Annotated in this window: 22 protein-coding genes; 11 read left to right on the plus strand and 11 right to left on the minus strand. The window is 67.2% G+C overall.

Annotated features, from left to right (window positions below):
- Window positions 1-67 precede the first annotated feature (67 nt).
- The 8 genes from ppsA (at window position 68) to ACILR4_RS15965 (ending at window position 8,984) form a co-directional block, all read left to right on the plus strand.
- A complete protein-coding gene (gene ppsA, locus ACILR4_RS15930) occupies window positions 68-2,464 on the plus strand; it encodes a phosphoenolpyruvate synthase (RefSeq protein WP_395701832.1) in 2,397 nt (798 codons plus the stop codon).
- 23 nt (window positions 2,465-2,487) lie between these two features.
- Window positions 2,488-4,608, plus strand: a complete 2,121-nt coding sequence (locus ACILR4_RS15935) for a VC_2705 family sodium/solute symporter (protein WP_395701833.1) — start codon at window positions 2,488-2,490, stop codon at window positions 4,606-4,608.
- Window positions 4,609-4,736: 128 nt separating this feature from the next.
- The gene (gene rpsF, locus ACILR4_RS15940; RefSeq protein WP_395701834.1) at window positions 4,737-5,099 is read left to right on the plus strand and encodes a 30S ribosomal protein S6; all 363 of its coding nucleotides are present in this window, start codon (window positions 4,737-4,739) and stop codon (window positions 5,097-5,099) included.
- Between the two features lies 1 nt (window position 5,100).
- Entirely contained in the window at window positions 5,101-5,430 is a 330-nt protein-coding gene (priB, locus tag ACILR4_RS15945) for a primosomal replication protein N (protein WP_395701835.1), read from the plus strand.
- Between the two features lie 43 nt (window positions 5,431-5,473).
- Complete coding sequence (gene rpsR / locus ACILR4_RS15950) at window positions 5,474-5,764, plus strand: 30S ribosomal protein S18 (RefSeq protein ID WP_284617033.1); 291 nt, start codon at window positions 5,474-5,476, stop codon at window positions 5,762-5,764.
- Between the two features lie 16 nt (window positions 5,765-5,780).
- On the plus strand, window positions 5,781-6,233 hold the full coding sequence (gene rplI, locus ACILR4_RS15955; protein ID WP_395701836.1) for a 50S ribosomal protein L9: 453 nt from the start codon (window positions 5,781-5,783) through the stop codon (window positions 6,231-6,233).
- 124 nt (window positions 6,234-6,357) lie between these two features.
- Complete coding sequence (gene dnaB, locus ACILR4_RS15960) at window positions 6,358-7,767, plus strand: replicative DNA helicase (protein ID WP_395701837.1); 1,410 nt, start codon at window positions 6,358-6,360, stop codon at window positions 7,765-7,767.
- Between the two features lie 65 nt (window positions 7,768-7,832).
- A complete protein-coding gene (locus ACILR4_RS15965) occupies window positions 7,833-8,984 on the plus strand; it encodes a PA0069 family radical SAM protein (RefSeq protein ID WP_395701838.1) in 1,152 nt (383 codons plus the stop codon).
- Window positions 8,985-8,996: 12 nt separating this feature from the next.
- On the opposite strand, the gene ACILR4_RS15970 is transcribed toward ACILR4_RS15965, so the two are convergent.
- The 7 genes from ACILR4_RS15970 to ACILR4_RS16000 form a co-directional block, all read right to left on the minus strand.
- A complete protein-coding gene (locus tag ACILR4_RS15970; protein WP_395701839.1) occupies window positions 8,997-10,622 on the minus strand; it encodes a response regulator in 1,626 nt (541 codons plus the stop codon).
- A gap of 140 nt (window positions 10,623-10,762) precedes the next feature.
- On the minus strand, window positions 10,763-11,902 hold the full coding sequence (dnaJ, locus tag ACILR4_RS15975) for a molecular chaperone DnaJ (protein ID WP_395701840.1): 1,140 nt from the start codon (window positions 11,900-11,902) through the stop codon (window positions 10,763-10,765).
- A 116-nt stretch (window positions 11,903-12,018) separates the two neighbouring features.
- Window positions 12,019-13,959, minus strand: coding sequence for a molecular chaperone DnaK (dnaK, locus tag ACILR4_RS15980; RefSeq protein ID WP_395701841.1), 1,941 nt, complete (start codon window positions 13,957-13,959; stop codon window positions 12,019-12,021).
- Window positions 13,960-14,057: 98 nt separating this feature from the next.
- Window positions 14,058-14,573 (minus strand): nucleotide exchange factor GrpE, encoded by a 516-nt coding sequence (gene grpE / locus ACILR4_RS15985; protein ID WP_395701864.1) that lies wholly within the window; start codon window positions 14,571-14,573, stop codon window positions 14,058-14,060.
- A 164-nt stretch (window positions 14,574-14,737) separates the two neighbouring features.
- On the minus strand, window positions 14,738-15,193 hold the full coding sequence (locus tag ACILR4_RS15990; RefSeq protein WP_395701842.1) for an RNA-binding S4 domain-containing protein: 456 nt from the start codon (window positions 15,191-15,193) through the stop codon (window positions 14,738-14,740).
- Window positions 15,190-16,668 carry a sensor histidine kinase gene (locus ACILR4_RS15995; RefSeq protein WP_395701843.1) on the minus strand — a complete coding sequence of 493 codons (1,479 nt, stop codon included), beginning with the start codon at window positions 16,666-16,668 and terminating at the stop codon, window positions 15,190-15,192. The genes ACILR4_RS15990 and ACILR4_RS15995 overlap by 4 nt, the downstream gene beginning before the upstream one ends.
- 8 nt (window positions 16,669-16,676) lie before the next feature.
- Window positions 16,677-17,363, minus strand: a complete 687-nt coding sequence (locus ACILR4_RS16000; RefSeq protein ID WP_395701844.1) for a response regulator transcription factor — start codon at window positions 17,361-17,363, stop codon at window positions 16,677-16,679.
- Between the two features lie 147 nt (window positions 17,364-17,510).
- Here ACILR4_RS16000 and ACILR4_RS16005 point away from each other — a divergent pair, with 147 nt between their 5' ends.
- Genes ACILR4_RS16005 through ACILR4_RS16015 form a run of 3 tightly spaced genes read left to right on the plus strand, consistent with a single transcriptional unit; the run spans window position 17,511 to window position 20,519 of the window.
- Window positions 17,511-18,470 carry a Bug family tripartite tricarboxylate transporter substrate binding protein gene (locus ACILR4_RS16005; protein ID WP_395701845.1) on the plus strand — a complete coding sequence of 320 codons (960 nt, stop codon included), beginning with the start codon at window positions 17,511-17,513 and terminating at the stop codon, window positions 18,468-18,470.
- Window positions 18,471-18,501: 31 nt separating this feature from the next.
- A complete protein-coding gene (locus ACILR4_RS16010) occupies window positions 18,502-18,999 on the plus strand; it encodes a tripartite tricarboxylate transporter TctB family protein (RefSeq protein ID WP_395701846.1) in 498 nt (165 codons plus the stop codon).
- Window positions 18,999-20,519 (plus strand): tripartite tricarboxylate transporter permease, encoded by a 1,521-nt coding sequence (locus tag ACILR4_RS16015; protein WP_395701847.1) that lies wholly within the window; start codon window positions 18,999-19,001, stop codon window positions 20,517-20,519. Before ACILR4_RS16010 ends, ACILR4_RS16015 begins: the two co-directional genes overlap by 1 nt.
- A gap of 13 nt (window positions 20,520-20,532) precedes the next feature.
- On the opposite strand, the gene hemH is transcribed toward ACILR4_RS16015, so the two are convergent.
- From hemH to rpoD, 4 genes are all read right to left on the minus strand, one after another.
- Window positions 20,533-21,624, minus strand: coding sequence for a ferrochelatase (hemH, locus tag ACILR4_RS16020; protein WP_395701848.1), 1,092 nt, complete (start codon window positions 21,622-21,624; stop codon window positions 20,533-20,535).
- On the minus strand, window positions 21,621-22,013 hold the full coding sequence (locus ACILR4_RS16025) for a response regulator (protein ID WP_395701849.1): 393 nt from the start codon (window positions 22,011-22,013) through the stop codon (window positions 21,621-21,623). Before ACILR4_RS16025 ends, hemH begins: the two co-directional genes overlap by 4 nt.
- Window position 22,014: 1 nt before the next feature.
- Window positions 22,015-22,959, minus strand: a complete 945-nt coding sequence (locus ACILR4_RS16030; RefSeq protein WP_395701850.1) for an FHA domain-containing protein — start codon at window positions 22,957-22,959, stop codon at window positions 22,015-22,017.
- A gap of 95 nt (window positions 22,960-23,054) precedes the next feature.
- Entirely contained in the window at window positions 23,055-25,340 is a 2,286-nt protein-coding gene (gene rpoD, locus ACILR4_RS16035) for an RNA polymerase sigma factor RpoD (RefSeq protein WP_395701851.1), read from the minus strand.
- Window positions 25,341-25,463: the final 123 nt, after the last annotated feature.

Below are 25,463 nucleotides of genomic sequence, written 5' to 3' on the forward strand. Positions count from 1 at the left end.
TGGCACGAGCGCGGGCCCGCGATGCAGCCTGGACGGCACCGGTTTCTCACCATCACGGAGCTTTCCCATGTCATCCCCGTCCCTGGCGACCGCCCTGGTCGTACCCTTTGAAGATCTGAGAATGACCGACGTCGAGGTGGTTGGCGGCAAGAACGCCAGCCTCGGCGAAATGATCAGCCAGCTCGCCGCCACGGGTGTGCGCGTGCCGGGCGGTTTCGCGACGACCGCGCATGCCTTCCGCCAGTTCCTGAACCACGGCGGCCTCACCGACAAGATCAACCGGCGCCTGGCCGCGCTGGACACCGACGACGTGAAGGCACTGGCGGAGGCTGGCGCGGAAGTGCGGGCCTGGGTCACCGATGCGCCGTTCCCGCCTGCGCTCGAGGCCGCGGTGCGCGAGGCCTTCGCCGCGCTGACCCAGGGCAACCCCGAGGCCAGTTTCGCGGTGCGCTCCTCGGCCACCGCGGAAGACATGCCGGACGCCTCGTTCGCTGGCCAGCAGGAGACCTTCCTGAACGTGCATGGCATCGACGACGTGCTGCACAAGATGAAGGAGGTCTTCGCCTCGCTGTACAACGACCGCGCGATCAGCTACCGCGTGCACAAGGGCTATGCCCACCATGACGTGGCGTTGTCGGCCGGCGTGCAGCGCATGGTGCGGTCCGACACCGGTGCGGCCGGCGTGATGTTCACGATCGACACCGAGTCGGGCTTCGAGGATGTCGTCTTCATCACCGCCAGCTACGGCCTGGGCGAAACCGTGGTGCAGGGCGCCGTGAACCCTGACGAGTTCTACGTGCACAAGCCCGGCCTGAAAGCCGGCAAGCAGCCGATCATCCGCCGTTCGCTGGGCTCCAAGCTGATTCGCATGACCTTCGCGACCCCCGAGGAGCGCGCCGCCACCGGCAAGCTGGTCACGACCGTCGAGACGCCGCCGGAAATGCGCAACCGCTATTCGCTGAATGACGCGGACGTGATCCAGCTGGCCAAGTACGCCCTCATCATCGAGCAGCACTACAAGCGCCCGATGGACATCGAGTGGGGCAAGGACGGCGTCGATGGTCAGCTCTACATCCTGCAGGCACGCCCCGAGACGGTGAAGAGCCAGGCCGGCGCCCAGGTCGAGCACCGCTACAAGCTCAAGGGCCACAGCACCGTGCTGGCCGAAGGCCGCGCGATCGGCCAGAAGATCGGCACCGGTCCCGTGCGGCTGGTGCATTCGATCGCCGAGATGGACCGTGTGCAACCTGGCGACGTGCTGGTCACCGACATGACCGACCCGAACTGGGAGCCGGTGATGAAGCGCGCCAGCGCCATCGTCACCAACCGCGGCGGCCGCACCTGCCACGCGGCGATCATCGCGCGCGAGCTCGGCATCCCGGCCGTGGTCGGTTGCGGCGATGCCACCGAGAAGCTTGCCGACGGGGCGCTGGTGACGGTGGTCTGTTCCGAAGGCGACACCGGCTTCATCTACGACGGCCTGCTCGAGACCGAGGTCACCGAGGTGCGCCGGGGCGAGATGCCGTATTGCCCGGTGAAGATCACGATGAACGTCGGCAATCCGTCGCTGGCCTTCGAATTTGCACAGATCCCGAACTCAGGGGTCGGTCTGGCGCGGCTCGAATTCATCATCAACAACAACATCGGGGTGCATCCCAAGGCCATCCTCGACTACCCGAACGTCGACCCGGACCTGAAGAAGGCGGTCGAATCGGTGGCACGCGGCCATGCCTCGCCGCGCGCGTTCTACGTCGACAAGGTGGCCGAAGGCGTCGCGACGATTGCCGCAGCCTTTTGGCCCAAGCCGGTCATCGTGCGCCTGTCGGACTTCAAGTCCAACGAGTACAAGAAGCTCATCGGTGGCTCGCGCTACGAGCCGGACGAAGAGAACCCGATGCTCGGCTTCCGTGGGGCCTCGCGCTACATCAGCGGCGAGTTCGCCGATGCCTTCGGCATGGAGTGCGAGGCGCTGAAGCGCGTGCGCAACGACATGGGCCTGACCAATGTCGAGATCATGGTGCCCTTCGTCCGCACCGTGCGCCAGGCCGAGCGCGTGCTGGGCCTGCTGGCCGACCGCGGCCTGCAGCGCGGCAAGGAGGGCCTGCGCGTCATCATGATGTGCGAAGTGCCCAGCAATGCGATCCTGGCCGACCAGTTCCTCGAGCACTTCGATGGCATGTCGATCGGCTCGAACGACCTGACCCAGCTCACGCTGGGCCTGGACCGCGATTCGGGCCTCGAACAGCTGGCCGAAGACTTCGATGAACGCGACCCGGCGGTGCGTGCCCTGATCTCGCGGGCCATCACGGCCTGTCGCGCCACCGGCAAGTACGTCGGCATCTGCGGGCAAGGCCCGAGCGACCATCCCGAGTTCGCCGACTGGCTGGCCTCCGAAGGCATCGTGTCGATCTCGCTGAACCCGGATTCGGTGGTCGACACCTGGACGCGGCTGGCCGCCCGCTGAAGGGCCCGCGGGCCGGCGCTGCGATGGACAAGCGTCGCGACACGCCGGCCGGTGACGCAACGCAGCGTTTCAGCCGGACGCTGCATCGGCGCTACGCGTTGTTCACGCTGGGCGTCGTGCTGTTCATCATCGGTCTCGCGGCGGCCGAGCGAAGCGGCTGGCCGCGGCACTGGATCGGCGGCAGCTTCCTGATTGCCACGGTGCTGGTGTATGCCGGCATCGGGCTGATGAGCCGCACCACCGACGAGTCGGAGTACTACGTGGCCGGCCGCCGCGTGCCGGCGATGTACAACGGCATGGCCACCGCGGCCGACTGGATGTCGGCCGCCTCGTTCATCGGCACCGCGGGCGTGCTGTACCTGCAGGGCTTCGCCGGCCTGGCCTACATCCTGGGCTGGACGGGCGGCTACTGCCTCGTCGCACTGCTTCTGGCACCCTACCTCCGGCGCTTCGGCCAGTTCACGATTCCCGATTTCCTGGGCGCGCGCTACGGCGGCAAGCTGCCGCGTCTGATCGGCGTTATCGCCACCGTCGCGGTCTCCTTCGTCTACGTCGTCGTCCAGGTCTACGGCGTGGGGCTGATCACCTCGCACCTGACCGGCTTCAGCTTCGAGATCGGCATCTTCGTCGGGCTCGGCGGCGTCCTGGTGTGTTCCTTCCTCGGGGGCATGCGCGCCGTCACCTGGACCCAGGTGGCGCAGTACATCGTGCTGATCATTGCCTACATGGTGCCGGTGCTCTGGCTCAGCGTGAACCAGACCGGCTCGTGGACGCCGCTGTTGAGTTACCACCAGCAGCTGACAGTGGTCTCGCAGCGCGAACAGGCGCTGGCACAGGACCCTGCCGAGTTGCAGGTGCGCCGCTTGTGGGCCCAGCGCGCCGAGGAAGCGCGCGCCAAGCTGGCCGACGTGCCGGCGGCGATGGTCAATGACGCGAACCAGATGGCCCAGGAGATCGAGCGCCTGCGCGCCGAGCAGGCGCCGCTGGCCGTGATCCAGCAGGCCGAGCGCCGCCTGCAGCGCCAGCCGCGCAACGTGGCGGACGCCCGTGCCGCCTACGAACGCGACCTCGCGCAGGCCGCTCAGCTGGCACTGCCGCTGGCCGGACTTGCGCCGCAGACCCAACCCTTCGCCGCGCGCGGCGAGGTTCGCGGTGAACTGCCCGCCACGGGTGGCGACGGCACGTCCGCGCGCCGCAACTTCCTGGCGCTGGTGTTCTGCCTGATGGTGGGCACCGCCGCGATGCCGCACGTGCTGACGCGCTACTACACCACCCCTTCGGTGGCGGCGGCGCGGCGCTCGGTCGGCTGGTCGCTGTCGTTCATCGTGCTGCTGTACCTGTGCGCTCCTGCGCTGGCCGTAATGGTCAAGTACCAGGTGTTCACGCAGTTGATCGGCACTTCCTTCTCCGCGCTGCCCGACTGGATTCGGCGCTGGAGCAAGCTGGACCCCGGGCTGGTGTCGGTGCAGGACATCAACGGCGACGGAATCCTGCAGCTTTCCGAGCTTCGACTGGCCGGTGACATGATCGTGCTGGCCGCCCCCGAACTCGGCGCGTTGCCGGTGGTGGTGACCTACCTGGTGGCCGCGGGTGGGCTCGCGGCAGCGCTGTCGACGGCCGATGGCCTGTTGCTGACGATCTCCAACGCGCTGTCGCACGATCTGTACTACCGCGCGATCAACCCCAAGGCCTCGGCCGTGCGGCGGGTGATGCTGTCCAAGCTGATGGTGCTGTTGGCTGCCGTATCGGCGGCCTGGGTGGCCTCGTTGCGGATTGCCGGCATCCTCCCGTTCGTCACCGCGGCCTTCTCCCTGGCGGCCGCGGCCTTCTTTCCTGCCTTGGTGATGGGCGTGTTCTGGCGCCGGGCGACCCGTGCCGGTGCCGTGGCGGGCATGCTGACAGGCTTGGCCGTCTGTGCCGGTGCGATGGTGGCCGGGCTGCCGACCACGCGCGCCTGGCTGGGCTTGGCGGGCCCAGCGGTGCGCTGGTTCGACATCGATCCCGTGGCGGCCGGGGTCTTTGGCGTCCCGGCCGGCTTCCTGGCCCTGGTGCTGGTGAGCCTGCTGTCGCCGCGGCCGGCTGGCAGCGAAAGCGAGTTCGTTGCCCGGCTTCGACGGCCGGAGGACGGGCCGCCGCCACGCTGAGGCGGTCGCATTCGCGGTTCTGGCTATAATCGCGGGCTTTTCTGCCAGCACCTGCTGGCTTCCTGCCACACCGCCGGAACGACGCTTGGCGGGTGGCTTCCGATTCACGGAACCCACAAGGAGTGTTCATGCGTCATTACGAGATCGTGCTCGTGATCCATCCGGATCAAAGCGAGCAGGTTCCGGCCATGCTGGAACGTTACAAGGGCATCGTCACCGCCGCTGGCGGCAAGGTGCACCGGGTCGAGGATTGGGGTCGGCGCCAGCTGGCCTACATGATCCAGAAGCTGGCCAAGGCCCACTACGTGTGCCTGAACATCGAGGTTTCGAAGGAAACCCTGACCGAGCTCGAAACCGGCTTCCGCTACAACGACGCCGTGCTGCGCCACCTCACCGTGGCCAAGAGCAAGGCCGAGACCGCACCGTCGATCATGATGAAGGCGGTCGAGAAGGAAGAGGCCCGCAAGGCCGCCCAGGAGGCGAGCGCCTGATTTGGAACCCGCAGCTGCCGTGCCCGAGCCGGCCGCGCCCCTGCCAGGCCTCAATCGCCTGGTGCTGACGGCGCAGCTGATCGAGCGAGGTGCTCTGCGCTACACCCCCGCCGGCGTGCCGGCGCTGGACCTGAGACTGCAGCACGAGTCGACGGTCACCGAGGATGGCTCGCCGCGCAAGGTTTCGATGGAGATCAAGGCGCTGGGCATCGGGGCGATCACGCAGCACCTGGGTCGGCTGGTCCTGGGAAGTCAAGGCACCTTCGCCGGCTTCCTGGCCAGTGCCCGCAACGGCCGCGGACTGCTGTTCCACATCACCGAACTCGCCTGAACGAGCTCAACCGTATCAACGCCAGATTTGAAAGAGGTGCACCATGCCCCCGCCCCGTGGTAAAGGTAAGTTTTCCAAGGACCGCAAGCCCAAGCGCAACCAGCAGTCGCTGCTGTTCAAGCGCAAGCGCTTCTGCCGCTTCACCGTCGCCGGTGTCGAAGAGATCGACTACAAGGATGTCGACGTGCTGCGCGACTTCGTCGGCGAGAACGGCAAGATCACGCCAGCCCGCCTGACCGGCACGCGTGCGTTCTACCAGCGCCAGCTGACCACCGCGATCAAGCGTGCCCGCTTCCTCGCGCTGCTGCCGTACAGCGACCAGCACCGCGTCTGAGCAAGGAGAGAACAACATGCAAGTGATCCTGCTCGACAAGGTGGCCAACCTGGGCAATCTGGGTGATGTGGTCAAGGTCAAGGACGGCTACGCCCGCAATTTCCTGATCCCGACCAAGCGCGCCCGCCGCGCGACGGACGCCGCGATCAAGGAATTCGAGGTGCGCCGCGCCGAACTCGAAAAGGCGGCCGCCGAGAAGCTGGCTGCTGCGCAAGCCACCGGCGAGAAGCTGTCCGGCAAGACCGTGACGATCTCCCAGAAGGCCGGCGTCGACGGCCGTCTGTTCGGCTCGGTGACCAACGCCGACATCGCCGAAGGCCTGAAGAAGCTGGGCTTCGACATCGCCAAGGCGCAGGTGCGCATGCCCAATGGTCCGCTGAAGACCGTGGGCGAGCACACCGTGTCGGTGGCTGCGCACACCGATGTCGTGGTCGACATCACCGTTGCGGTCGTCGCCGAGGCTGAGTAAGCTCTCGTTCGACTTTCGCCAGTGAAAGGGCCGGCTCTGCCGGCCCTTCTTCATTTGGGCGCCTCAAGTTCTCCACAAGTTCAGGTCGTCGATCCAAGGTTTGCCCACAGGCTTGTACACACCCATGGCCACCTCCTTCACCTCCACCGAACGCCCGGCCGACGATGAAGTGGCCCGGCTGCGGGTACCCCCGCATTCCACCGAGGCCGAGCAGAGCGTGCTCGGTGGCCTGCTGATCGACAACATGGCCTGGGACCGCGCCGGCGACATCGTCACCGACAGCGACTTCTACCGCTACGAGCACCGCGAGATCTTCAACGCGATTGCGACGCTGATCGGCGGCAGCAAGCCGGCTGACGTGATCACGGTGTTCGAGCAGCTGCAGAGCAACGGCAAGGCCGAAGCGGTGGGCGGGCTCGCCTACCTGAACGCGCTGGCGCAGAGCGTGCCGAGTGCCGCCAACTTGAGACGTTATGCAGAGATCGTGCGTGAGCGCGCGATCCTTCGCAAGCTGATCTCGGCTTCCGACGAGATTGCGACCAATGCCTTCAATCCGCAGGGCAGGGCGGTGTCGCAGATCCTGGACGAGGCCGAGGGCAAGATCTTCAAGATCGGCGAGGAAGGCTCGCGCAGCAAGCAGGGCTTCCTGAGCATCAGCCAGCTCGCGGTGGAACTGATCGACCGCGTGACCGAGCTCTACGAGAACGGCGCCGAGGACGTGACCGGCGTGCGCACCGGGTTCTACGACATGGACCGCATGACGGCCGGACTGCAGAAGGGCGACCTGGTGATCCTGGCAGCGCGTCCCTCGATGGGCAAGACCGCGTTCGCGCTGAACATCGCCGAGAACGTGGCCGTCAATGAAGGCCTGCCGGTGCTGGTGTTCTCGATGGAAATGGGCGCCTCGCAGCTGGCGCTGCGGATGGTGGGCTCGCTCGGCCGCATCGACCAGAGTGGCCTGCGCACCGGCCGCATCAAGGACGACGAGTGGGGCCGGCTCACCGAGGCGGTGGACAAGCTCGGCAAGGCGCCGCTGTACATCGACGAGACACCGGGCCTCAATCCGGCCGAGCTGCGTGCGCGCGCTCGCCGCATGGCGCGCCAGCATGGCACGGTCGGCCTGATCGTCATCGACTACCTGCAGCTGATGAGCGGCACATCGAAGTCCGATGGCGAGAACCGCGCCACCGAGATCAGCGAGATCTCGCGCGGCTTGAAGGCGCTGGCCAAGGAACTGCAGTGTCCCGTGATCGCGCTCTCGCAGCTGAACCGTTCGGTCGAGACGCGCACCGACAAGCGCCCGATGATGAGTGACCTGCGCGAATCCGGCGCCATCGAGCAGGATGCGGACGTGATCATGTTCATCTACCGTGACGAGTACTACAACAAGGAATCGAAGGAGCTGGGCATCGCCGAGATCATCATCGGCAAGCAGCGCAACGGGCCCGTGGGCACCGTGAAGCTGGCCTTCGTGAAGCCGTTGACCAAGTTCGACAACCTGGCGCCGGGCAGCGGCGGCAGCGGCGAATACTGACGGCCGCAACGCCGGCCGCCGCAGGCCGGCTGGACGATTACGAAGAAGCTGTATATATTCACAGTATGCAGCGCCGAATCCCCATTGCCGCCGTGCCCAGCGACCCCGCCGCGGCACAGGTGCATGCGCCGATCAAGGGCCGTGGCACCGCGTGGGCGGTACCGCATCGCTTTCACCGCGATGAGCGCGAGGCCTTTGACGACGGGTGGGGCACCTACGAGCAGTCCGCCCTGGAAGAGCGGCTCGCGCCGCAGACGCAGGTCCTCGAGCAGCAGGTCAGGAGCATCCTTGCCGGCAACGACTCGCCGGACATCGACTTCGATCTGTCGATCAATCCGTATCGCGGGTGCGAGCATGGCTGCATCTACTGCTTCGCGCGACCCACCCACAGCTACCTGAACCTGTCGCCGGGCCTTGATTTCGAGACCCGCCTCATTGCCAAGGTCAATGCGGCCGAACGCCTCCGCGCCGCCTTCGAGGCACGCCGCTACACGCCGAAGCTGCTGAACATTGGTTCCGCCACCGATGCCTACCAACCCGTTGAGCGCAAGCTGGGCATCACGCGCTCGGTGATCGAGGTGTTGCAGGCGTACCGTCATCCGTTCTCGGTGGTCACCAAGTCGTCCGGTATCGAGCGCGACCTCGACCTGATCGCCCCGATGGCCGAGCAGCGCCTGGCCGCGGCCTACGTATCCATCACCACGCTCGATCCGGCGCTGGCGCGGGTGATGGAGCCGCGCGCGGCGGCGCCTGAACGCAGGCTCAAGACCATCGAGCGTCTGGCCGAGGCTGGTGTGCCGGTGGGCGTCAGCGTGTCACCGGTCATTCCGTTCCTCAACGAACCCGAACTCGAGCAGGTGCTTGAAGCCGCACAGGCAAGGGGTGCTCGGTCGGCGTTCAGCATCGTGCTGAGACTGCCGTGGGAGGTGAATCCGCTGTTCCAGCAGTGGCTGGGCCAGCACTTTCCGGAACGGGCGGCGCGCGTGATGGCCCGGCTGCGGGACATGCGCGGCGGCAAGGACTACGACGCAGACTACAGCCAGCGCATGAAAGGGACCGGCCTCTGGGCCGAGTTGTTGCGGCAGCGCTTCGACAAGGCCTGCGCGAAGCTGGGGCTCAACCGCCAGCGAGTGGAACTCGACCTGAGTCTGTTCCGGCGTCCTGGCGCAGCCAGCGGCGACGCCGACCCCACGCCGGTGCAGGGCAGCCTGTTCTGACCCGCGCAGGCTTCAGGTGCGCAGTACCAGCCCGCCCGGCGAACGCCCGGTGCGGCGCACGCCGGCCAGGTGGGTCACCGGCTGACAGAAGCGTTGCTGCAGCTGCGTGGCCTCGGCCATCAGCGCGTCGCGGCCCTCGATGGTGTCGGCGTGGCGGCGCACCACCAGGCCGGCCATCTCGATGAGCTTCGCGTTGCGCGTGTCGGTGCCCTGGCGCAGCAGCGATTCGACCGCCGAGCGCGGCTTGCCACGCACCGAGTGGGCCATGGCCTCCTCGGCGATGGTCGTGATCTCGGACTGGCAGCTGCGGATCAGGGTCACCAGGCGCTCGCTGCGCTGCGCGGAGGCCACCAGCACTTCGGTGACGGCCTTTGACACGCAGAAGCGCAGCGCGATCTGGCGCACCAGTGCTTCGAGTTCTTCGTGCGGCACATGCGCTTCGGGCAGGCGCGTCCACAGCGCCAGCACGAGGTTCGAGCCTTCGACATCGAAGTTGTCCGCCGCAATGCCTTCGGCCAGTTCGCGGGCCAGGGCCAGGGCCTGTTCGGGCTGGCGCGCCAGCAGCAGGCGCAGCGCGTTGGCGGTGAGCTCCATGCGTTTCAGGCGCTTGGATTCCGGGTGCCGCTCGACGAACTTCTTGATGTAGTCGTGCGCGATCACCAGGGCCTTCGTGTCGCCGGTGTCATGGCGCAGGAAGGCCATCAGCATCAGCGTCAGCGCGTCGAAGAGCTTGGACTTGAGGCCCATCGCAATCACGCGTTCGAGCATGCGGATCGCTTCGTCACGCTCGCCCTGGTAGAACGCCAGCGTGCCGCAATGCTGCAGGCGAAGCAGGCAGCCCGGCGTCAATTGCGAGGCAATGCGGTAGGTGGTCAGCGCCTGGGCGAGTTCGCCCTGGTCGACCTGGATGCGGCCGAGCACGTCGTAAGCGTCGGCGTGTTCGGGCGATTCGCGCAGCACGGCCTCGACCGAGCGCCGCGCAGGGCTCACTTCACCAGCAGCGAACTGCGCCCGCGCAATGCCGAGCTTGGCCCATGGAATGCCCTTTTCCTGCGCCACCACTTCGTAGACCTTGCGCGCCTGTTCGTGCTGGTCCATCTTCAACAGCAGTTCGGCGGCCACGCGCGCACAGAACAGCCAGTAGCTTTCGCGGCCCTGGAAGCGGCGCAGGCAGATCTTGGCGGCCGTGCCCAGCTGCTGCTGTTCCATCGCCTCGAAGATGTCGGCCAGTACGCGCTTGCGGCGGCGTGCCTCGCCCAGGCGTTCGCCCAGCGCCGAAGCGGTGTAGGGCTTGAGCAGGTAGCTGTCGAGCGCGGCTTCGGCGGCCTCGACCACCGTGGCGTAGGTGGCCTCGCCGGTGACCATGATGAACACGGTCGAGTAGGGCAGCAGGTTCTCGCGCCGCAGTTCGTCCAGCAGGTCCTGGCCCGACATGTCCGAGCCTTCGAAGTGGTAGTCGCACAGCACGATGTCGTACGGGCGCTGCTCCAGCGCCAGCCGGGCCTCGTTGACGCGCCCGGTCTGCTTGACATGACCCACGCCCAGGTCCCGCAGCTGCGCGGCCATCACGCTGCGTGACGTGGGGTTGCTGTCGATGACCAGCGCCTGGGCCTGGTCGATGTCGCGGTCGATCATCATGCCCGGACCTGCCTTTCTTCTGGCAGGCCGGCGCACGGGTGGGCGACGGAAGGTGGACCGGGCAAAGGCATGGTGGCTACCGACAGGGCTTGGTTTTCACCTTATCGGCGGCGGCCACCGCCGGCTTGAGCCGGGCCGCCCTACTTGAACAGATCCTTGACCCGGTCGGTCCAGGATTTGGCGTTCGGCGAATGCCGTTCGCCCCCCTTGCGCAGCGATTCGTCCAGCTCCTTCAGCAGCTTGCGCTGGTGCTCGGTGAGCTTGACCGGCGTCTCGACCGCGACATGGCAGTACAGGTCGCCCGGGTAGCTGGAGCGCAGGCCCTTGATGCCCTTGCCGCGCAGCCGGAAGGTCTTGCCGTGCTGGCTGCCCTCGGGCAGTTCGATCTCGGCCTTGCCGCCAAGCGTCGGCACCTCGATCGTGCCGCCGAGCGCTGCCGTGGTCATCGGCACCGGCACCGTGCAATGCAGGTCGTCGCCGTCGCGCTCGAAGATGTCGTGTTCCTTGATGCGGATCTCGATGTAGAGATCGCCCGAGGGGCCGCCGTTGGTGCCGGGCTCGCCATTGCCGGCCGAGCGGATGCGCATGCCTTCATTGATGCCGGCAGGGATCTTCACCTCCAGCGTCTTCTGGCGCTTGATCTTGCCGGCGCCGTTGCAGGTGGTGCAGGGCTCGGGAATGATCTTGCCCGAGCCGTGGCAGTGCGGGCAGGTCTGCTGGATGCTGAAGAAGCCCTGGCGCATGTGCACCGTGCCCGAGCCATTGCAGCTGCTGCAGGTCTTGGCGCTGGTGCCAGGCTTGGCGCCACTGCCGTGGCAGGTTTCACAGGTGTCCCAGGTCGGGATGCGGATCTGCGCATCCTTGCCGTGCGCAGCCTCTTCGAGCGTGATTTCCATCGCGTACGAGAGGTCCGAGCCGCGGTAGACCTGCTGGCCACCGCCGCGCCGGCCGCCGCCGTTGAAGATGTCGCCAAAGATGTCGCCAAAGGCCTCGGCAAAGCCGCCAAAACCTTCCGGCCCGCCGCGGAAGCCTGCACCGCCTGCATTGGGGTCCACGCCGGCATGGCCGTACTGGTCGTAGGCCGCGCGCTTCTGGCCGTCGGACAGCATCTCGTAGGCCTCCTTGGCCTCCTTGAACTTTTCCTCGGCCTTCTTGGCATCGTCACCCTGGTTGCGGTCAGGGTGGTACTTCATGGCCAGCTTGCGGTAGGCCTTCTTGATGTCTTCGTCGGAGGCGTTCTTCGCCACCCCGAGCACTTCGTAGTAGTCGCGCTTTGCCATGGTCCGTGTCGATTCTCAGCACGTCGAAACGAGTCCGCCGCGTTGAAGCGCAGGCGCCAGCCTGTCACTCCGAACGCGGCGAGAGGGGGCGTCAGGCCCGCGGGCCTGACGGCACATCACTTCTTGACTTCCTTGAACTCGGCATCGACCACGTTGTCGTCGGCCGGCTTGGCCTCGGCCTTCGGCGCTTCGCCGCCGCCGCCGGCGGCCGCGCCCGCCGCACCCGCAGCCGCCTGCTGCTCGGCGTACAGCTTCTCGCCCAGCTTCTGGCTCGCGGCCATCAGCGCCTCGGTCTTGGCCTCGATCGTGGCCTTGTCGTCGCCCTTGAGCGCTTCTTCCACGTCCTTCAGCGCGGCCTCGATCTTTTCCTTCTCGCCGGCGTCGAGCTTCTCGCCGTGCTCGGCCAGGCTCTTCTTCACCGAGTGGGCCATCGCGTCGGCCTGGTTGCGGGCCTGCACCAGTTCGAGCTTGCGGGCGTCTTCGGCCGCATTGGCCTCGGCGTCCTTGACCATCTTCTCGATCTCGGCCTCGGACAGACCCGAGTTCGCCTTGATGGTGATCTTGTTCTCCTTGCCGGTGCCCTTGTCCTTGGCGCTGACGTGGAGGATACCGTTGGCGTCGATGTCGAAGGTGACCTCGATCTGCGGCAGGCCGCGCGGCGCCGGCGGAATGCCCTCCAGGTTGAACTCGCCCAGGCTCTTGTTGCCCGAGGCCATCTCGCGTTCACCCTGGAAGACCTTGATCGTCACGGCCGGCTGGTTGTCATCGGCCGTCGAGAAGGTCTGCGCGAACTTGGTCGGGATGGTCGTGTTCTTCTTGATCATCTTCGTCATCACGCCGCCCAGGGTCTCGATGCCCAGGCTCAGCGGGGTGACGTCCAGCAGCAGCACGTCCTTGCGCTCGCCACCGAGCACCTGACCCTGGATCGCGGCACCGACGGCCACCGCTTCGTCGGGGTTGACGTCCTTGCGCGGCTCCTTGCCGAAGAACTCCTTGACCTTGTCCTGCACCTTGGGCATGCGGGTCATGCCGCCCACCAGGATCACGTCGTCGATCTCGCCGACCTTGACGCCGGCATCCTTCACCGCAATGCGGCAGGGCTCGATCGTGCGCGCGATCAGTTCCTCGACCAGCGATTCGAGCTTGGCGCGCGTCAGCTTGATATTCAGGTGCTTCGGACCCGAGGCATCGGCCGTGATGTAGGGCAGGTTGACGTCGGTCTGCGTCGAGTTCGACAGCTCGATCTTGGCCTTCTCGGCCGCTTCCTTCAGGCGCTGCAGAGCGAGCACGTCCTTGGTCAGGTCGACCCCTTGCTCCTTGCGGAACTCGGTGACGATGTAGTCGATGATGCGCTGGTCGAAGTCTTCACCACCGAGGAAGGTGTCGCCATTGGTCGACAGCACCTCGAACTGCTTTTCGCCATCGACATCGGCAATCTCGATGATCGAGATGTCGAAGGTGCCACCGCCCAGGTCGAACACCGCGATCTTGCGATCGCCCTTGCCATGCTTGTCCAAGCCGAAGGCCAGCGCGGCCGCGGTCGGCTCGTTGATGATGCGCTTGACGTCCAGGCCGGCGATGCGACCGGCGTCCTTGGTGGCTTGGCGCTGGCTGTCGTTGAAGTAGGCCGGCACCGTGATGACGGCCTCGGTGACCTCTTCACCGAGGTAGTCCTCGGCGGTCTTCTTCATCTTGCGCAGCACTTCGGCGCTGACCTGCGGCGGCGCGAGCTTCTTGCCCCGGACCTCGACCCAGGCGTCACCGTTGTCGGCGGCCGCGATCTTGTAGGGCATCAGGTCGATGTCCTTCTGCACTTCCTTCTCGGTGAACTTGCGGCCGATCAGGCGCTTCACCGCATAGAGCGTGTTCTTCGGGTTCGTCACGGCCTGGCGCTTGGCCGAGGCGCCGACCAGCACTTCGCCGTCTTCCTGGTAGGCAATGATCGACGGCGTGGTGCGGGCACCTTCCGAGTTCTCGATCACCTTGGTCGAGTTGCCTTCCATGATGGCCACGCACGAGTTCGTGGTGCCGAGGTCGATGCCAATGATCTTGCCCATGTGGTCTGCTCCTGAGGGGGAATGTTTGGTTGTCTTCGAGTTGTGGATAACTGCGGCGCTTTCAAGGGCGCGGCGGTGTGGATAGTGTCAAGCGCCGGTCACTTCGGCGCGGCCACCGTGACGAGCGCGGGCCGCAGCACCCGGTCGGCGATCAGGTAGCCCTTTTGCAGCACGGCCACCACCGTGTTGGCCTCCTGCTCGGCCGGCACCATGCTGATGGCTTGATGTTGGTGCGGATCGAACTTCGTGCCGGCCGGCGGCGCAATCTGCAGCACCTTGTTGCGCTCCAGCGCGGCACTCAGCTGGCGCAAGGTGGCATGCACGCCTTCGAGCACCTGCTCGACGCTGGCATTGGGCATCGCGATCGCGGCTTCCAGGCTGTCCTTCACCGGCAGCAGGTTCTCGGCAAAGCCCTCGATCGCGTACTTGCGCGCCTTGCTGAGCTCTTCCTCCGACCGCCGGCGTGTGTTCTCCGCGTCGGCGCGGGCGCGCAGGTAAGCGTCGTTGGCCTCGTTGTACTTGGCTTCCAGCGCTGCCAGCTGTTGCTCGGCGCTGGGCTCCGGGGCGGCTTCGGCTGCGGACGGGGGCGTCAGGTCGTTCTCCGGTGTTGTCATGGTGTCGGGCGCGTTTTCGCGGGATCTGGCGGGATGGAAAAAGGCCGTCTGATAACGGCGGCCTTCGAGGGTCGGTCGAGACATGGGGACCATGTCCGGAACTTCAAGAGGGACTTTTTGCGCTGCCTCAGCGCTCGGGCGGGTTTGGTGCTGCGGCCCTTCGATCAGGGCTCGTCGATCGATGCGCTCCAGCGCTGCCATTCCACCTGCGACAGCTCGCGCCGGTCGCGCTTGGTCGGGCGCCCCTGGGTGATGGCCAGCGCCGGCTCCGCCGCCAGCCGGCGCTGCTCGGCCGCAGCCGCACGGGCGGCCTGGCTTTCCGGTGTTTCCGCGTACAGGGCCTGGGCCACCGGCGCGGGTCCGCGCACATGGCTCAGGCCCAGCACGTGGACGGTGAGCCGGGCGGAACCCTGGCGCAGCTGCAATTCGTCGCCGACTTTCAGCTCGCGCGAGGCCTTGGCCACCTGGCCGTTGACTGTGACCCGGCCCTTGCCAATTTCGTCAGCGGCGAGGGAGCGGGTCTTGAAGAATCGCGCCGCCCACAGCCATTTGTCGAGGCGCACGGCAGCGCCGTGGTCGTCGCGGAGGGTCTTGGGCAGGGCTGGAGCGCGGGCAGTCATCGAGCGGAATTGTCGACGGAATCCGCCGCGGTGTCGTCGGCTGCGCGCTCCTGCAACGGCAGCGTCACCTGGGCCCGCAGTCCGGCAATGCGGCCTTGGTCGAGCAGATTGTCCAGCGCCAGGCTGCCCTGCAGCGAATGGACGATTTCCCGGCAGATGGCCAGGCCCAGGCCCGATCCACTGCCGGCTTCTCCCGCCGCAAAGGGTTGGAACAGGCGCGGGCGCAGCGATTCGGAGATGCCGGGACCACTGTCGGTGATGCCGAGGCACGCGCCGCCGGCCACAGCCTGCAGATTTACCACCAGTCGCCCATGGCGCGGGCTGTGCTTGATGGCGTTGTGCAGCAGGTTGCGCGTCAACTCGCGCAGGGCCCAGGCATGCGCCCGCACCGGGGCCGGCTGCAGGAGCAGGTCGAAATCGAGCTCCCGCTCGGCGATCAGCGGTGCAAGTTCCAGCGCCACCTCCTGCACCAGCGCCGACCAGTCGCTGCTCTCGCTGTCGCCCTGCTGCCGCAGTTGCTCGACCTTGGCCAGCGCGAGCATCTGGTTGGCCAGCCGCGTGGCCCCGTCCACCGTCTGGCCGATATCGCGCAGCGCTTCGTCCGGCGGGAGGTCTCCGCGCAGCGCCGACTGCACCTGCGCCTTCAGCACGGCCAGCGGCGTGCGCAGCTGGTGCGAGGCATCGCGCACGAAGCGGCGCTGATGGGCGACCAGGTCGGCCACCCGGGCCAGGGCATCGTTGGTCGCATCGATCAGCGGGCGCAGTTCGCGCGGGGCCTGCGCGACGGCGATCGGGGACAGATCGTCCGGATCGCGTGCCTTGATCGCGGCACTCAGGGCCTGCACCGGCCGCGTCGCGCGGCCGACGACCCAGACCACGACCAGCGCGATCACCGCCAGCAGCGCAGCCTGGCGCCACAGGGTGGCCACGAGCATCTGCTGCGCCAGCGTGCGCCGCAGCTCCAGCGTTTCAGCCACCTGGACTGTCGCCATGCCCTGGCCCGCCTGCCCGGCGACCGGCTGCAGCAGCACGGCGACGCGCACGTTCTGGCCGCGGTAGCTGTCATCGTAGAAGTCGACCAGGGCGGCGTAGATGCCCTTGTCCGGGATGCGGCCGTGCCAGCGCGGCAGGTCTTCGAAGCCGGAAACCATTTCGCCCTGGAATCCCGATACCCGGTAGAACATGCGGCTGCGGTTGTCGGCCTCGAAGGCCTCGAGCGCCGAGTAGGGCACGGTGGCGCGCACCTGCGGTCCGCTGCCGTCGGGCGCCTGCCCGACCTCGAGTTGTTCGCCAATGGCCTTGGCCGAGGCCAGCAGCGTGCGGTCGTAGGCGGTATCGGCCGCGTGCAAGGCCTGCCGGTACAGGCTCACGGTATTGATCGCCACCATGATGCCCATTGGCAGCAGAATGCCCAGCAGCAGACGCGCCCGCATCGACAGGCGCGCCACGCGACCCAGCAGGGACTGTCGCACCATCCCCGCCGTCACGCCTGCGGCTGCAGCAAGTAGCCCAGGCCGCGCAGGGTGACCAGCTTGGCGCCGGTGCCTGCCAGCTTCTTGCGCAGTCGGTAGGCGACGACCTCGATCGCGTCGGGCTGCACCTCGGCCTCGTTGGCGAACACCAGGTCGAGCAGGCGTTCCTTGGCCACCGCCTGGCCCGGGCGGCCGAGCAAGGCACGCAGCAGGGCCAGTTCGCGCGGCGCCAGCTCGAGCGGCTGCCCGCGGTGGTAAACGGCGCCGCTCTGGCCGTCGAGCCGCAGCCCACAGTATTCCGGCGCCTCGAAGCGCGCCTCGGCGCCAGCGGCGCCGCCGCCCTGGCGGCGCACCAGCGCGCGCACCCGGGCCTCGAGCTCATCCAGGTCGAAGGGCTTGGGCAGATAGTCGTCGGCGCCGGTGTTCAGGCCGAGGATGCGATCGCCGACGCTGCCGCGGGCAGTGAGGATGATCACCGGTGTCGTCAGGCCCGCCGCGCGGGCGCGCGACAACACGTCCAGGCCATCGAGGCCCGGCAGGCTGAGGTCCAGCAGCACCACGTCCGGCACACTGGCCTGCCAGCGGTCCAGCGCCCGGCTGCCGTCGCCGCACGCCACCACGTGGATGCCGCGCCGCTCGAACGAACGCTGCAGCGTGGTCTGCATGGCGAGGTTGTCTTCGATCAGCAGCAGCTTCATCAGGCGCGATGATCGCCGCTTTGGTGCGGCGATCCTTGGCAGGTATCACCCTGGCATTTTCCCTAGGTCAGCCGACAGCCGATCGACAGGCAGGGGAGGGAATATGCAGCCTGTCCGCAATCTGTCAACGCTGACAAGGAGACAAGCATGCGTCGTGATACTTTCCTGAGGTCGATGGCCGCACTCGCGGCTGCCGGTGCGCTGCCGCTCTCGGCGCGTGCCTCGACCAACCTGAAGATGATGATCCCGGCCAACCCGGGCGGCGGTTGGGACACCACGGGCCGGGCGCTGGGCAAGGCGCTGCAGGAGGCCGGTGTCGCGGCCTCGGTGAGCTACGACAACAAGGGCGGTGCGGCCGGCGCGATCGGTCTGGCCCAGTTCGTCAACGGCAGCAAGGGCGACCCGAATGCGCTGATGGTGATGGGCGCGGTGATGCTCGGTGGCCTGATCACCGGCAAGCCGCCGGTGAGCCTGTCGCAAGCGACGCCGCTGGCGCGCCTGACCAGCGAATACAACGTTTTCGTGCTGCCGGCCAATTCGCCGTTCAAGACCATGAAGGACGTGGTCGAGCAGATGAAGAAGGACCCCGGCAGCATCAAGTGGGGCGGCGGCTCGCGCGGCTCCACCGAGCACATTGCCGCGGCGATGATCGCGCGCGAAGTCGGCGTCGATCCGGCGAAGATCAACTATGTCGCGTTCCGTGGGGGCGGCGAGGCCACCGCCGCCATCCTGGGCGGCAATGTGAGCGTGGGCGGCAGCGGCTACAGCGAGTTTGCCGAATACATCAACACCGGCAAGATGCGCGCGCTGGCCGTGACGTCCGACAAGCGGCTCAAGGGCATCGACGTGCCGACGCTGAAGGAGCAAGGCATCAACGTGGTGATCGGCAACTGGCGCGGCGTGTATGGCGCGCCGGGCATCAACGCCGAGCAGCGCAAGGCGCTCACCGAAATGATCCTGAAGGCCGCCAAGACGAAGTCCTGGGCCGAATCGCTGGAGAAGAATGGCTGGACGCCGGCGCTGATGAGTGGCCCCGAATTCGACAAGTTCGTCGATGACGAGTTCGCCAGCCTGCGCGCCGTCATGGCCAAGTCCGGGATGATCTGAGGCCCGCGCGCGCCTGCCGTAGGAGGAGTCAATGAGCAAGACAGCGCAGACGCTGATCGGCGTGGGCGTGCTGGGCGTGGGCGCCTTGCTGGGTGCCGGGGCGATCGGCATTTCCAGCGAGGCCGGCTATTCGGGCGTCGGCCCGAACTTCCTGCCCTGGCTGGTGGCCGCCTTCATGGCGCTGTGCGGTGGCTTCCTGCTGTGGGAAGCCCGCAGCGGTGGCTTTCGCGCCATGGAGGAGCCCGACGGCAATGAGCACGGCCACTGGCCGGGCTTCGCCTGGGTGTCGGCGGGCATCCTGCTCAATGCGGCGCTGATCACGACCATCGGCTTCATCCTCAGCTGCGCGCTGTGCTTCGTGCTGGCCGTACGCGGCTTCAAGTCGTCCGATGGACGGCTTGATCTCAGTGCGAAGGCGTGGGCCATCGATCTGGCGGTAGGCATTCTGATCTCGGCGCCGGTGTATTGGATGTTCACGCAGGCGCTGGCGATCAACCTGCCGGGGCTGACGAACTCGGGGTGGCTGTGATGGGCGATATCTGGTCTCAACTGCTGCAGGGCTTCGTCACCGCGGGCACGCCGATCAACCTGCTCTGGGCGCTGTTGGGCTGCACCATCGGCACGGCGGTGGGCGTGCTGCCCGGCATCGGGCCGGCCACCGCGGTGGCCATGCTGCTGCCGATCACGCTGAAGGTGGATCCGACCGCCTCGATGATCTTCTTCGCCGGTATCTACTACGGGGCGATGTACGGCGGCTCGACCACCTCGATCCTGCTGAACACGCCGGGCGAAGCCGGCTCGATGGTCACCGCGATGGAAGGCAACAAGATGGCCAAGAGCGGCCGCGCCGGTGCGGCGCTGGCCACCGCGGCGATCGGCTCCTTCGTCGCGGGCACCATCGCCACCGTGCTGGTCACGCTGTTCGCGCCGGCCGTCGCTGCCTTCGCGGTAAAGCTCGGGCCGCCCGAGTACTTCATGCTGATGGTGCTGGCCTTCTGCACCGTGAGCGCGGTGCTCGGCCAGAGCACGCTGCGCGGGCTGACCTCGCTGTTCATCGGTCTGGCGATGGGCCTCGTCGGCATCGATCAGATCTCGGGCCAGGCGCGCTACACCGCCGGGGTGCCGGAGCTGATGGACGGCCTGGAGGTGGTGTTGATCGCGGTGGGCCTGTTCGCCGTGGCCGAGGCACTTTATGCGGTGCTGTACCAAGGCGGCGAGGTCGAGACGCAGAACAAGCTGACCAAGGTGCACATGACGGCGCAGGAGTGGCGCCGCTCCTGGCCGGCGTGGCTGCGGGCCACGGCCATTGGCATCCCGTTCGGCTGCATCCCGGCGGGTGGCAGCGAAATCCCCACCTTCCTGAGCTATGCCGCCGAGAAGAAGCTGTCAAAGCACAGGGACGAGTTCGGCACCACCGGCGCGATCGAAGGAGTCGCCGGCCCCGAAGCGGCGAACAACGCGGCCATCACCGCGACGCTGATCCCATTGCTGACCCTCGGCATTCCGACCTCGAACACCACCGCCATCCTGCTCGGCGCGTTCCAGAACTACGGCATTCAGCCCGGTCCGCAGCTGTTCGACAAGAACGCTGCGCTGGTGTGGGCGCTGATCGCCTCGCTGTACATCGGCAATGTGATGCTGCTGGTCCTGAACCTGCCGCTGGTGGGGCTGTGGGTCAAGTTGCTGAAGGTGCCGAAGCCGCAGCTGTATGCCGGCATCCTGATCTTCGCGACGGTGGGCGTGTATGGCATGCGCCAGTCGGCTTTCGATCTGGTGCTGCTGTATGCGATCGGCCTGCTGGGCCTGGTGATGCGGCGCTTCTCGTTTCCGACGGCGCCGGTCGTGGTCGGCATGATCCTCGGGCCGCTGGCCGAGGCGCAGATGCGCAACGCACTGTCGATCGGCGAGGGCAAGTGGAGCGTGTTCCTCGAGCGGCCGATGTCGGCAGCGCTGCTCGTCGTCGTGTTGGCGGTCCTGGTGATGCCGCGCGTGATGGCCTGGCGGCGTCGGCGCCACGCGCGCGAGCAACTGGGGCGCGCGGCGGCCTGAGGCCGCGCGTACTTCAGTCGCTGGCGCCGCGCGCCAGGGCGCGCTGGCGCTGGGTCGCGCGATCGGCCGCATCCTGCTGCGGCCCGGTCGGCCACCCCTGCAGGTGGCGTTCGGTGATGTCGGCCAGGGCCCGGATCCAGCGATCCCCGTCGTTCAGGCACGGGATGTAGCTGAAACGCCGGCCGCCTGCCTGCAGGAAGGCGTCACGTCCCTCGATCGCGATTTCCTCCAGTGTCTCGAGGTTGTCCGCGGCGAAGCCGGGGCAGACCACGTCGATGTGGTCGACGCCCTGCTGGGCCAGCGCGCGGAGCGTGGGCTCGGTGTAGGGCTGCAGCCACTGCGCGCGGCCGAGCCGGCTCTGGAAACTGACGATGCAGTCTTCCTCCGGCAGTTGCAGCCGCTGCGCGACCAGGCGCGCGGTCTTGTGGCATTCGCAGTGATACGGGTCGCCGAGGGTCAGGCTGCGTGCCGGCAGGCCGTGGAAGCTCATCAGCAGCTTGCGGCCACGACCCTCACGCTGCCAGTGCGCGGCGATGCTGGCAGCCAGCGCATCGATGTAGCCGGGGTCGTCGTGGTAGTGGTTGACGAAGCGCAGTTCGGGCAGCCGCCGCGAGCGCGCGGCCCAGGCGTAGACCGCGTCGAAGGCACTGGCGGTCGTGGCCGCGGCGTACTGCGGGTATAGCGGCAGCACCAGGACATGGGTGGCGCCCTCGGCTTTCAGCGCATCGAGCGCGCTGGCGATCGATGGCTGCCCGTAGCGCATGGCGCAGCGCACCGGCACCTGGTGGCCACGCTCGCCCAGGTCGCCCTGCAGTCGCCGGGCCTGCCGTTCCGACCAGTGCAGCAAGGGCGAGCCTTCCGCGGTCCAGATGGACGCGTACTTCGCGGCCGATTGGCGCGGCCGGGTGCGCAGGATGACGCCGTGCAGGATCAGCCACCACAGCGGTCGCGGGATCTCGACGACGCGCGGATCCCACAGGAACTCCAGCAGGTAGCGGCGCAGTGCCGACGGCGTTGGCGCATCGGGCGTGCCCAGGTTCACCAGCAGCACGGCACAGCGCTCGCTGCTGCCGTGGCTGTAGCGGGGTTCAGCAGCGAATCTCATCGCGGGGGCAGGCAGGCGGCCAGGTCGGCGCGCCAGCGTTCAGGCTGCACCGGCTTTAGCCAATAACTTGTGAAGTTGGCGGCCATGACGGCGGGGTCACTGCAGAGCAGGCTGTCCGCCGAGCACAGGAACGCCGGCGTATGGGTCAGGCCGGGCAGGGCGCGCAGCCTGGGCAGCAGTGCGACGGCCGTGGTGTCCGGCAGGTTGGCATCCAGCACCAGCGCGTCGGGTTGCCACTGCGCGGCGATCTGCAAGGCCTCGGCGCCGGTCTCGGCCACTTCGAGCGACAGGCCGGGCATCTCGCGCAGCGCCTCGCTGAACAGCAGGACGGCGACGCGGTCGTCTTCGACGTACAGCACGCGCCAGGCGGGATTCGCGGCGTCGGGCACGTCAGGACGGGTGTGGCACGGTGTCGAGGAAGGACAGCACCTCGAACCGCACGGTGGGCGCGGCCGGGTCGGACGGCGAACCGCCGAGGCCGATGACGCCGCTGCCGTGCAGCGTGCAACTGCCGCGACGCAGGCTCACCATCTCGTCGGCATTGCTGAAGCGCACGTAGGTACCGTTGTAGCTGAGGTCGGTGAGCTGGAACACGCCGCCATGCCAATCGAGCCGCGCATGGGAGCGCGAAACCCGCGAATCGTCGACCCGAAAGTGCGCCTGCGGGCTGCGACCCAGCACGACCGGCATGTGCTCGCCGTCGTAGACCTCGTTGACCGAGTGCCACACCAGGCGCACCGCTTCGGGCTCCACCGTGTGCAGCACCTGCCCGAACTGCGTGGCCGCGGTGTCGATGCCGCGGCGGCCCCCGAGCACATGCACCTGCACCGGCTCGGCGCGGCCGCGCAGGTGCATCCAGTCGAGGTTGCGAAAGCGCTTCTGTGCGGCCAAGGGCAGTCCCGCCAGCACCTGGGCCGTGACCAGCGTTTCGTTGTCGCCGGCATGGTCCAGCAGGCGTGCGGCAACGTTGACTGCATCGCCATAGCAATCGCCGGCCATCTCGACCACTTCGCCTCGCGCCAGCGCCACCTGCAATCGCAGGCCACGCAGGCCGGGGGATGCGCCGCGCTCACGGCCACGGCTCACGAGGTGATCGAGGTCCTCGTGCATCTGCTGCGCGGCGAGCATGCCCTGGGCCGAATCGTCGAACACGGCCATGAGGCCGTCACCCAGGGTCTTGATGACTTGGCCACCACAGGCCGGCACCGCGCGCGCCACCGTGGCCACCGTATGGGTGACGACGGAAGTGGCCTCGGCGTTGCCGAGCACTTCGTACAGCGAAGTGCTGCCACGCAGATCGGCGAACAGGACGGTGCGCTCGGAAATGCGCGTCATAGATCACGAGTTTAAACGCTTCGTTCGGGGCCTCGAATGGGAACGGCCCCCCCGGATTACGCCGGGGAGGCCGTTGACACGCTGTCGCCAGTGGCTCAGAGGTTGTCGAGGTAGGTGCGCAACTTGTCCGAACGGCTCGGGTGCTTCAGCTTGCGGATGGCCTTGGCTTCGATCTGGCGGATGCGTTCGCGCGTGACGTCGAACTGCTTGCCCACTTCTTCCAGCGTGTGGTCCGTGCTCATCTCGATGCCGAAGCGCATGCGCAGCACCTTGGCCTCGCGCGGGGTGAGCGAATCGAGGATGTCCTTCACCACATCGCGCAGGCCGGCCTGCATCGCGGCTTCGATCGGCGCGGTGTTGTTGGTGTCCTCGATGAAGTCGCCCAGGTGCGAGTCGTCGTCGTCGCCGATCGGCGTCTCCATGGAGATCGGCTCCTTGGCGATCTTCATGATCTTGCGGATCTTGTCCTCGGGGATCTCCATCTTCTCGGCCAGCGTCGGCGCGTCGGGCTCGAAGCCGAACTCCTGCAGGTGCTGGCGCGAGATGCGGTTCATCTTGTTGATGGTCTCGATCATGTGCACCGGGATGCGGATGGTGCGCGCCTGGTCGGCGATCGAGCGCGTGATGGCTTGGCGGATCCACCACGTGGCGTAGGTCGAGAACTTGTAGCCGCGGCGGTATTCGAACTTGTCCACCGCCTTCATCAGGCCGATGTTGCCTTCCTGGATGAGGTCGAGGAACTGCAGGCCGCGGTTGGTGTACTTCTTCGCGATCGAGATCACCAGGCGCAGGTTGGCCTCGATCATTTCCTTCTTCGCGTCGCGGCTGGCCTTCTCGCCTGCGTTCATCTTGCGGTTGATTTCCTTCAGGTCATCCAGTGGCACGACCGCATGCTGCTGCAGGTCGATCAGCTTCTGCTGCAGTTCCTGGACGGCCGGCAGATTGCGCCCGAGCACCGCGCTGTAGTTCTTGGCGGCATGGACTTCCTTCTCCGCCCACTTCAGGTTCAGGATGTTGGGCGGGAAGGTCTTGATGAAGTGTTCCTGCGGCATGCCGCAGCGGTCGACCACGATCTTGCGGATCTCGCGCTCGAAGCGACGCACGTCGTCGACCTGCGAGCGCAGCACGTCGCACAGGCGCTCGATGGTCTTGACCGTGAAGCGGATCGTCATCAGGTCTTCGGTCAGCACCTGCTGCGCCTTGGCATAGGCCGGCGAGTTGTAGCCGTCCTTCTCGAAGGCCTTGCGCATCTTGTCGAAATGCGCGCGCACGGTGTCGAACTTCTCGAGCGCCTGGGCCTTCAGCTCCTCGAGCTTCTTGGTCAGCGCCTTGCTGCCGCCCTGGCCGTCGTCGTCGTCTTCCTCGTCGAACTCGTCGAAGTCTTCCTCGGCCACGTAGTCATCGGCCTCGTCGTCCGAGACAAACCCGTCGACCACCTCGGAGATCTGCATTTCGCCAGCCGCGATGCGGTCGGCCATCGCCAGGATCTCGGCGATGGTCTTGGGCGATGCCGAGATGGCCTGCATCATCGATTGCAGGCCGCCTTCGATGCGCTTGGCGATCTCGATCTCGCCCTCACGCGTCAGCAGTTCGACCGAACCCATCTCGCGCATGTACATGCGCACCGGGTCGGTGGTGCGGCCGAATTCGGAATCGACCGTCGACAGCGCGGCTTCGGCGGCCTCTTCGGCTTCCTCTTCGGTGGCCGTGGTGGTCGAGCCGCCGGCGATCAGCAGCGTGGCGGCGTCGGGTGCCTGCTCATAGACCGCGATGCCCATGTCGTTGAGCATCGAGACGATGGCCTCGAGGATTTCGTTCTCGACCAGCTTCTCGGGCAGGTGGTCGTTGATTTCCTGGTGCGTGAGGAAGCCACGCGTCTTGCCCATCTTGATGAGCGTCTTCAGCTCCAGGCGGCGCTTGGCGACTTCTTCTTCGGTCAGCGTGGTTTCGTCGAGGCCGAACTCGCGCATCAGCGCGCGTTCCTTCGCTCGCGAAACCTTCATGCGCAGCGGCTTGGCCTTGGCTTCGGCTTCGCCGCTCGCTTCCTCGACGGCCTCGACCTCGGGCTCGCCGCTGAACTCGGCCTCGATATCGCTCAGGTCTTCCTCTTCGGCCTTCGGGGCTTCCTTGCCCTTGCCGGCCTTGCCGGTCTTGGCCGCGGCCTTCGTGCCAGCCTTGGGTTCGGTCTTGGCCGCGGGCTTGGCCGGGGCGGCTGCCTTGGCGGCCGGCTTGGCGGGGGCGGTGGCGGCAGCGGAGGGCTTGCGGGCGGTGGCCTTGGCGGCCTCATCGACCGCCGCCTTGCCACCCTTGCCCTTGGCCGGCGCGGCAACAGGGGCGGGAGCAGGGGTGTGGGCGGAGGCGTCGGTCTTCTTGGCGTTCATGCGGTTCCTTGCGCGGATGATCGAAATATGGGCGCCGAGCCCGATTCATCAACAGGCAGCGCAACGCGCCGCCGGGCGCTGCTGCCAATGCATGCGGCAACGCCCCCGGGGACCCCCAGGCGT

The organism is Aquabacterium sp., assembly GCF_044226965.1.
GTDB lineage: Bacteria > Pseudomonadota > Gammaproteobacteria > Burkholderiales > Burkholderiaceae_C > Pseudaquabacterium.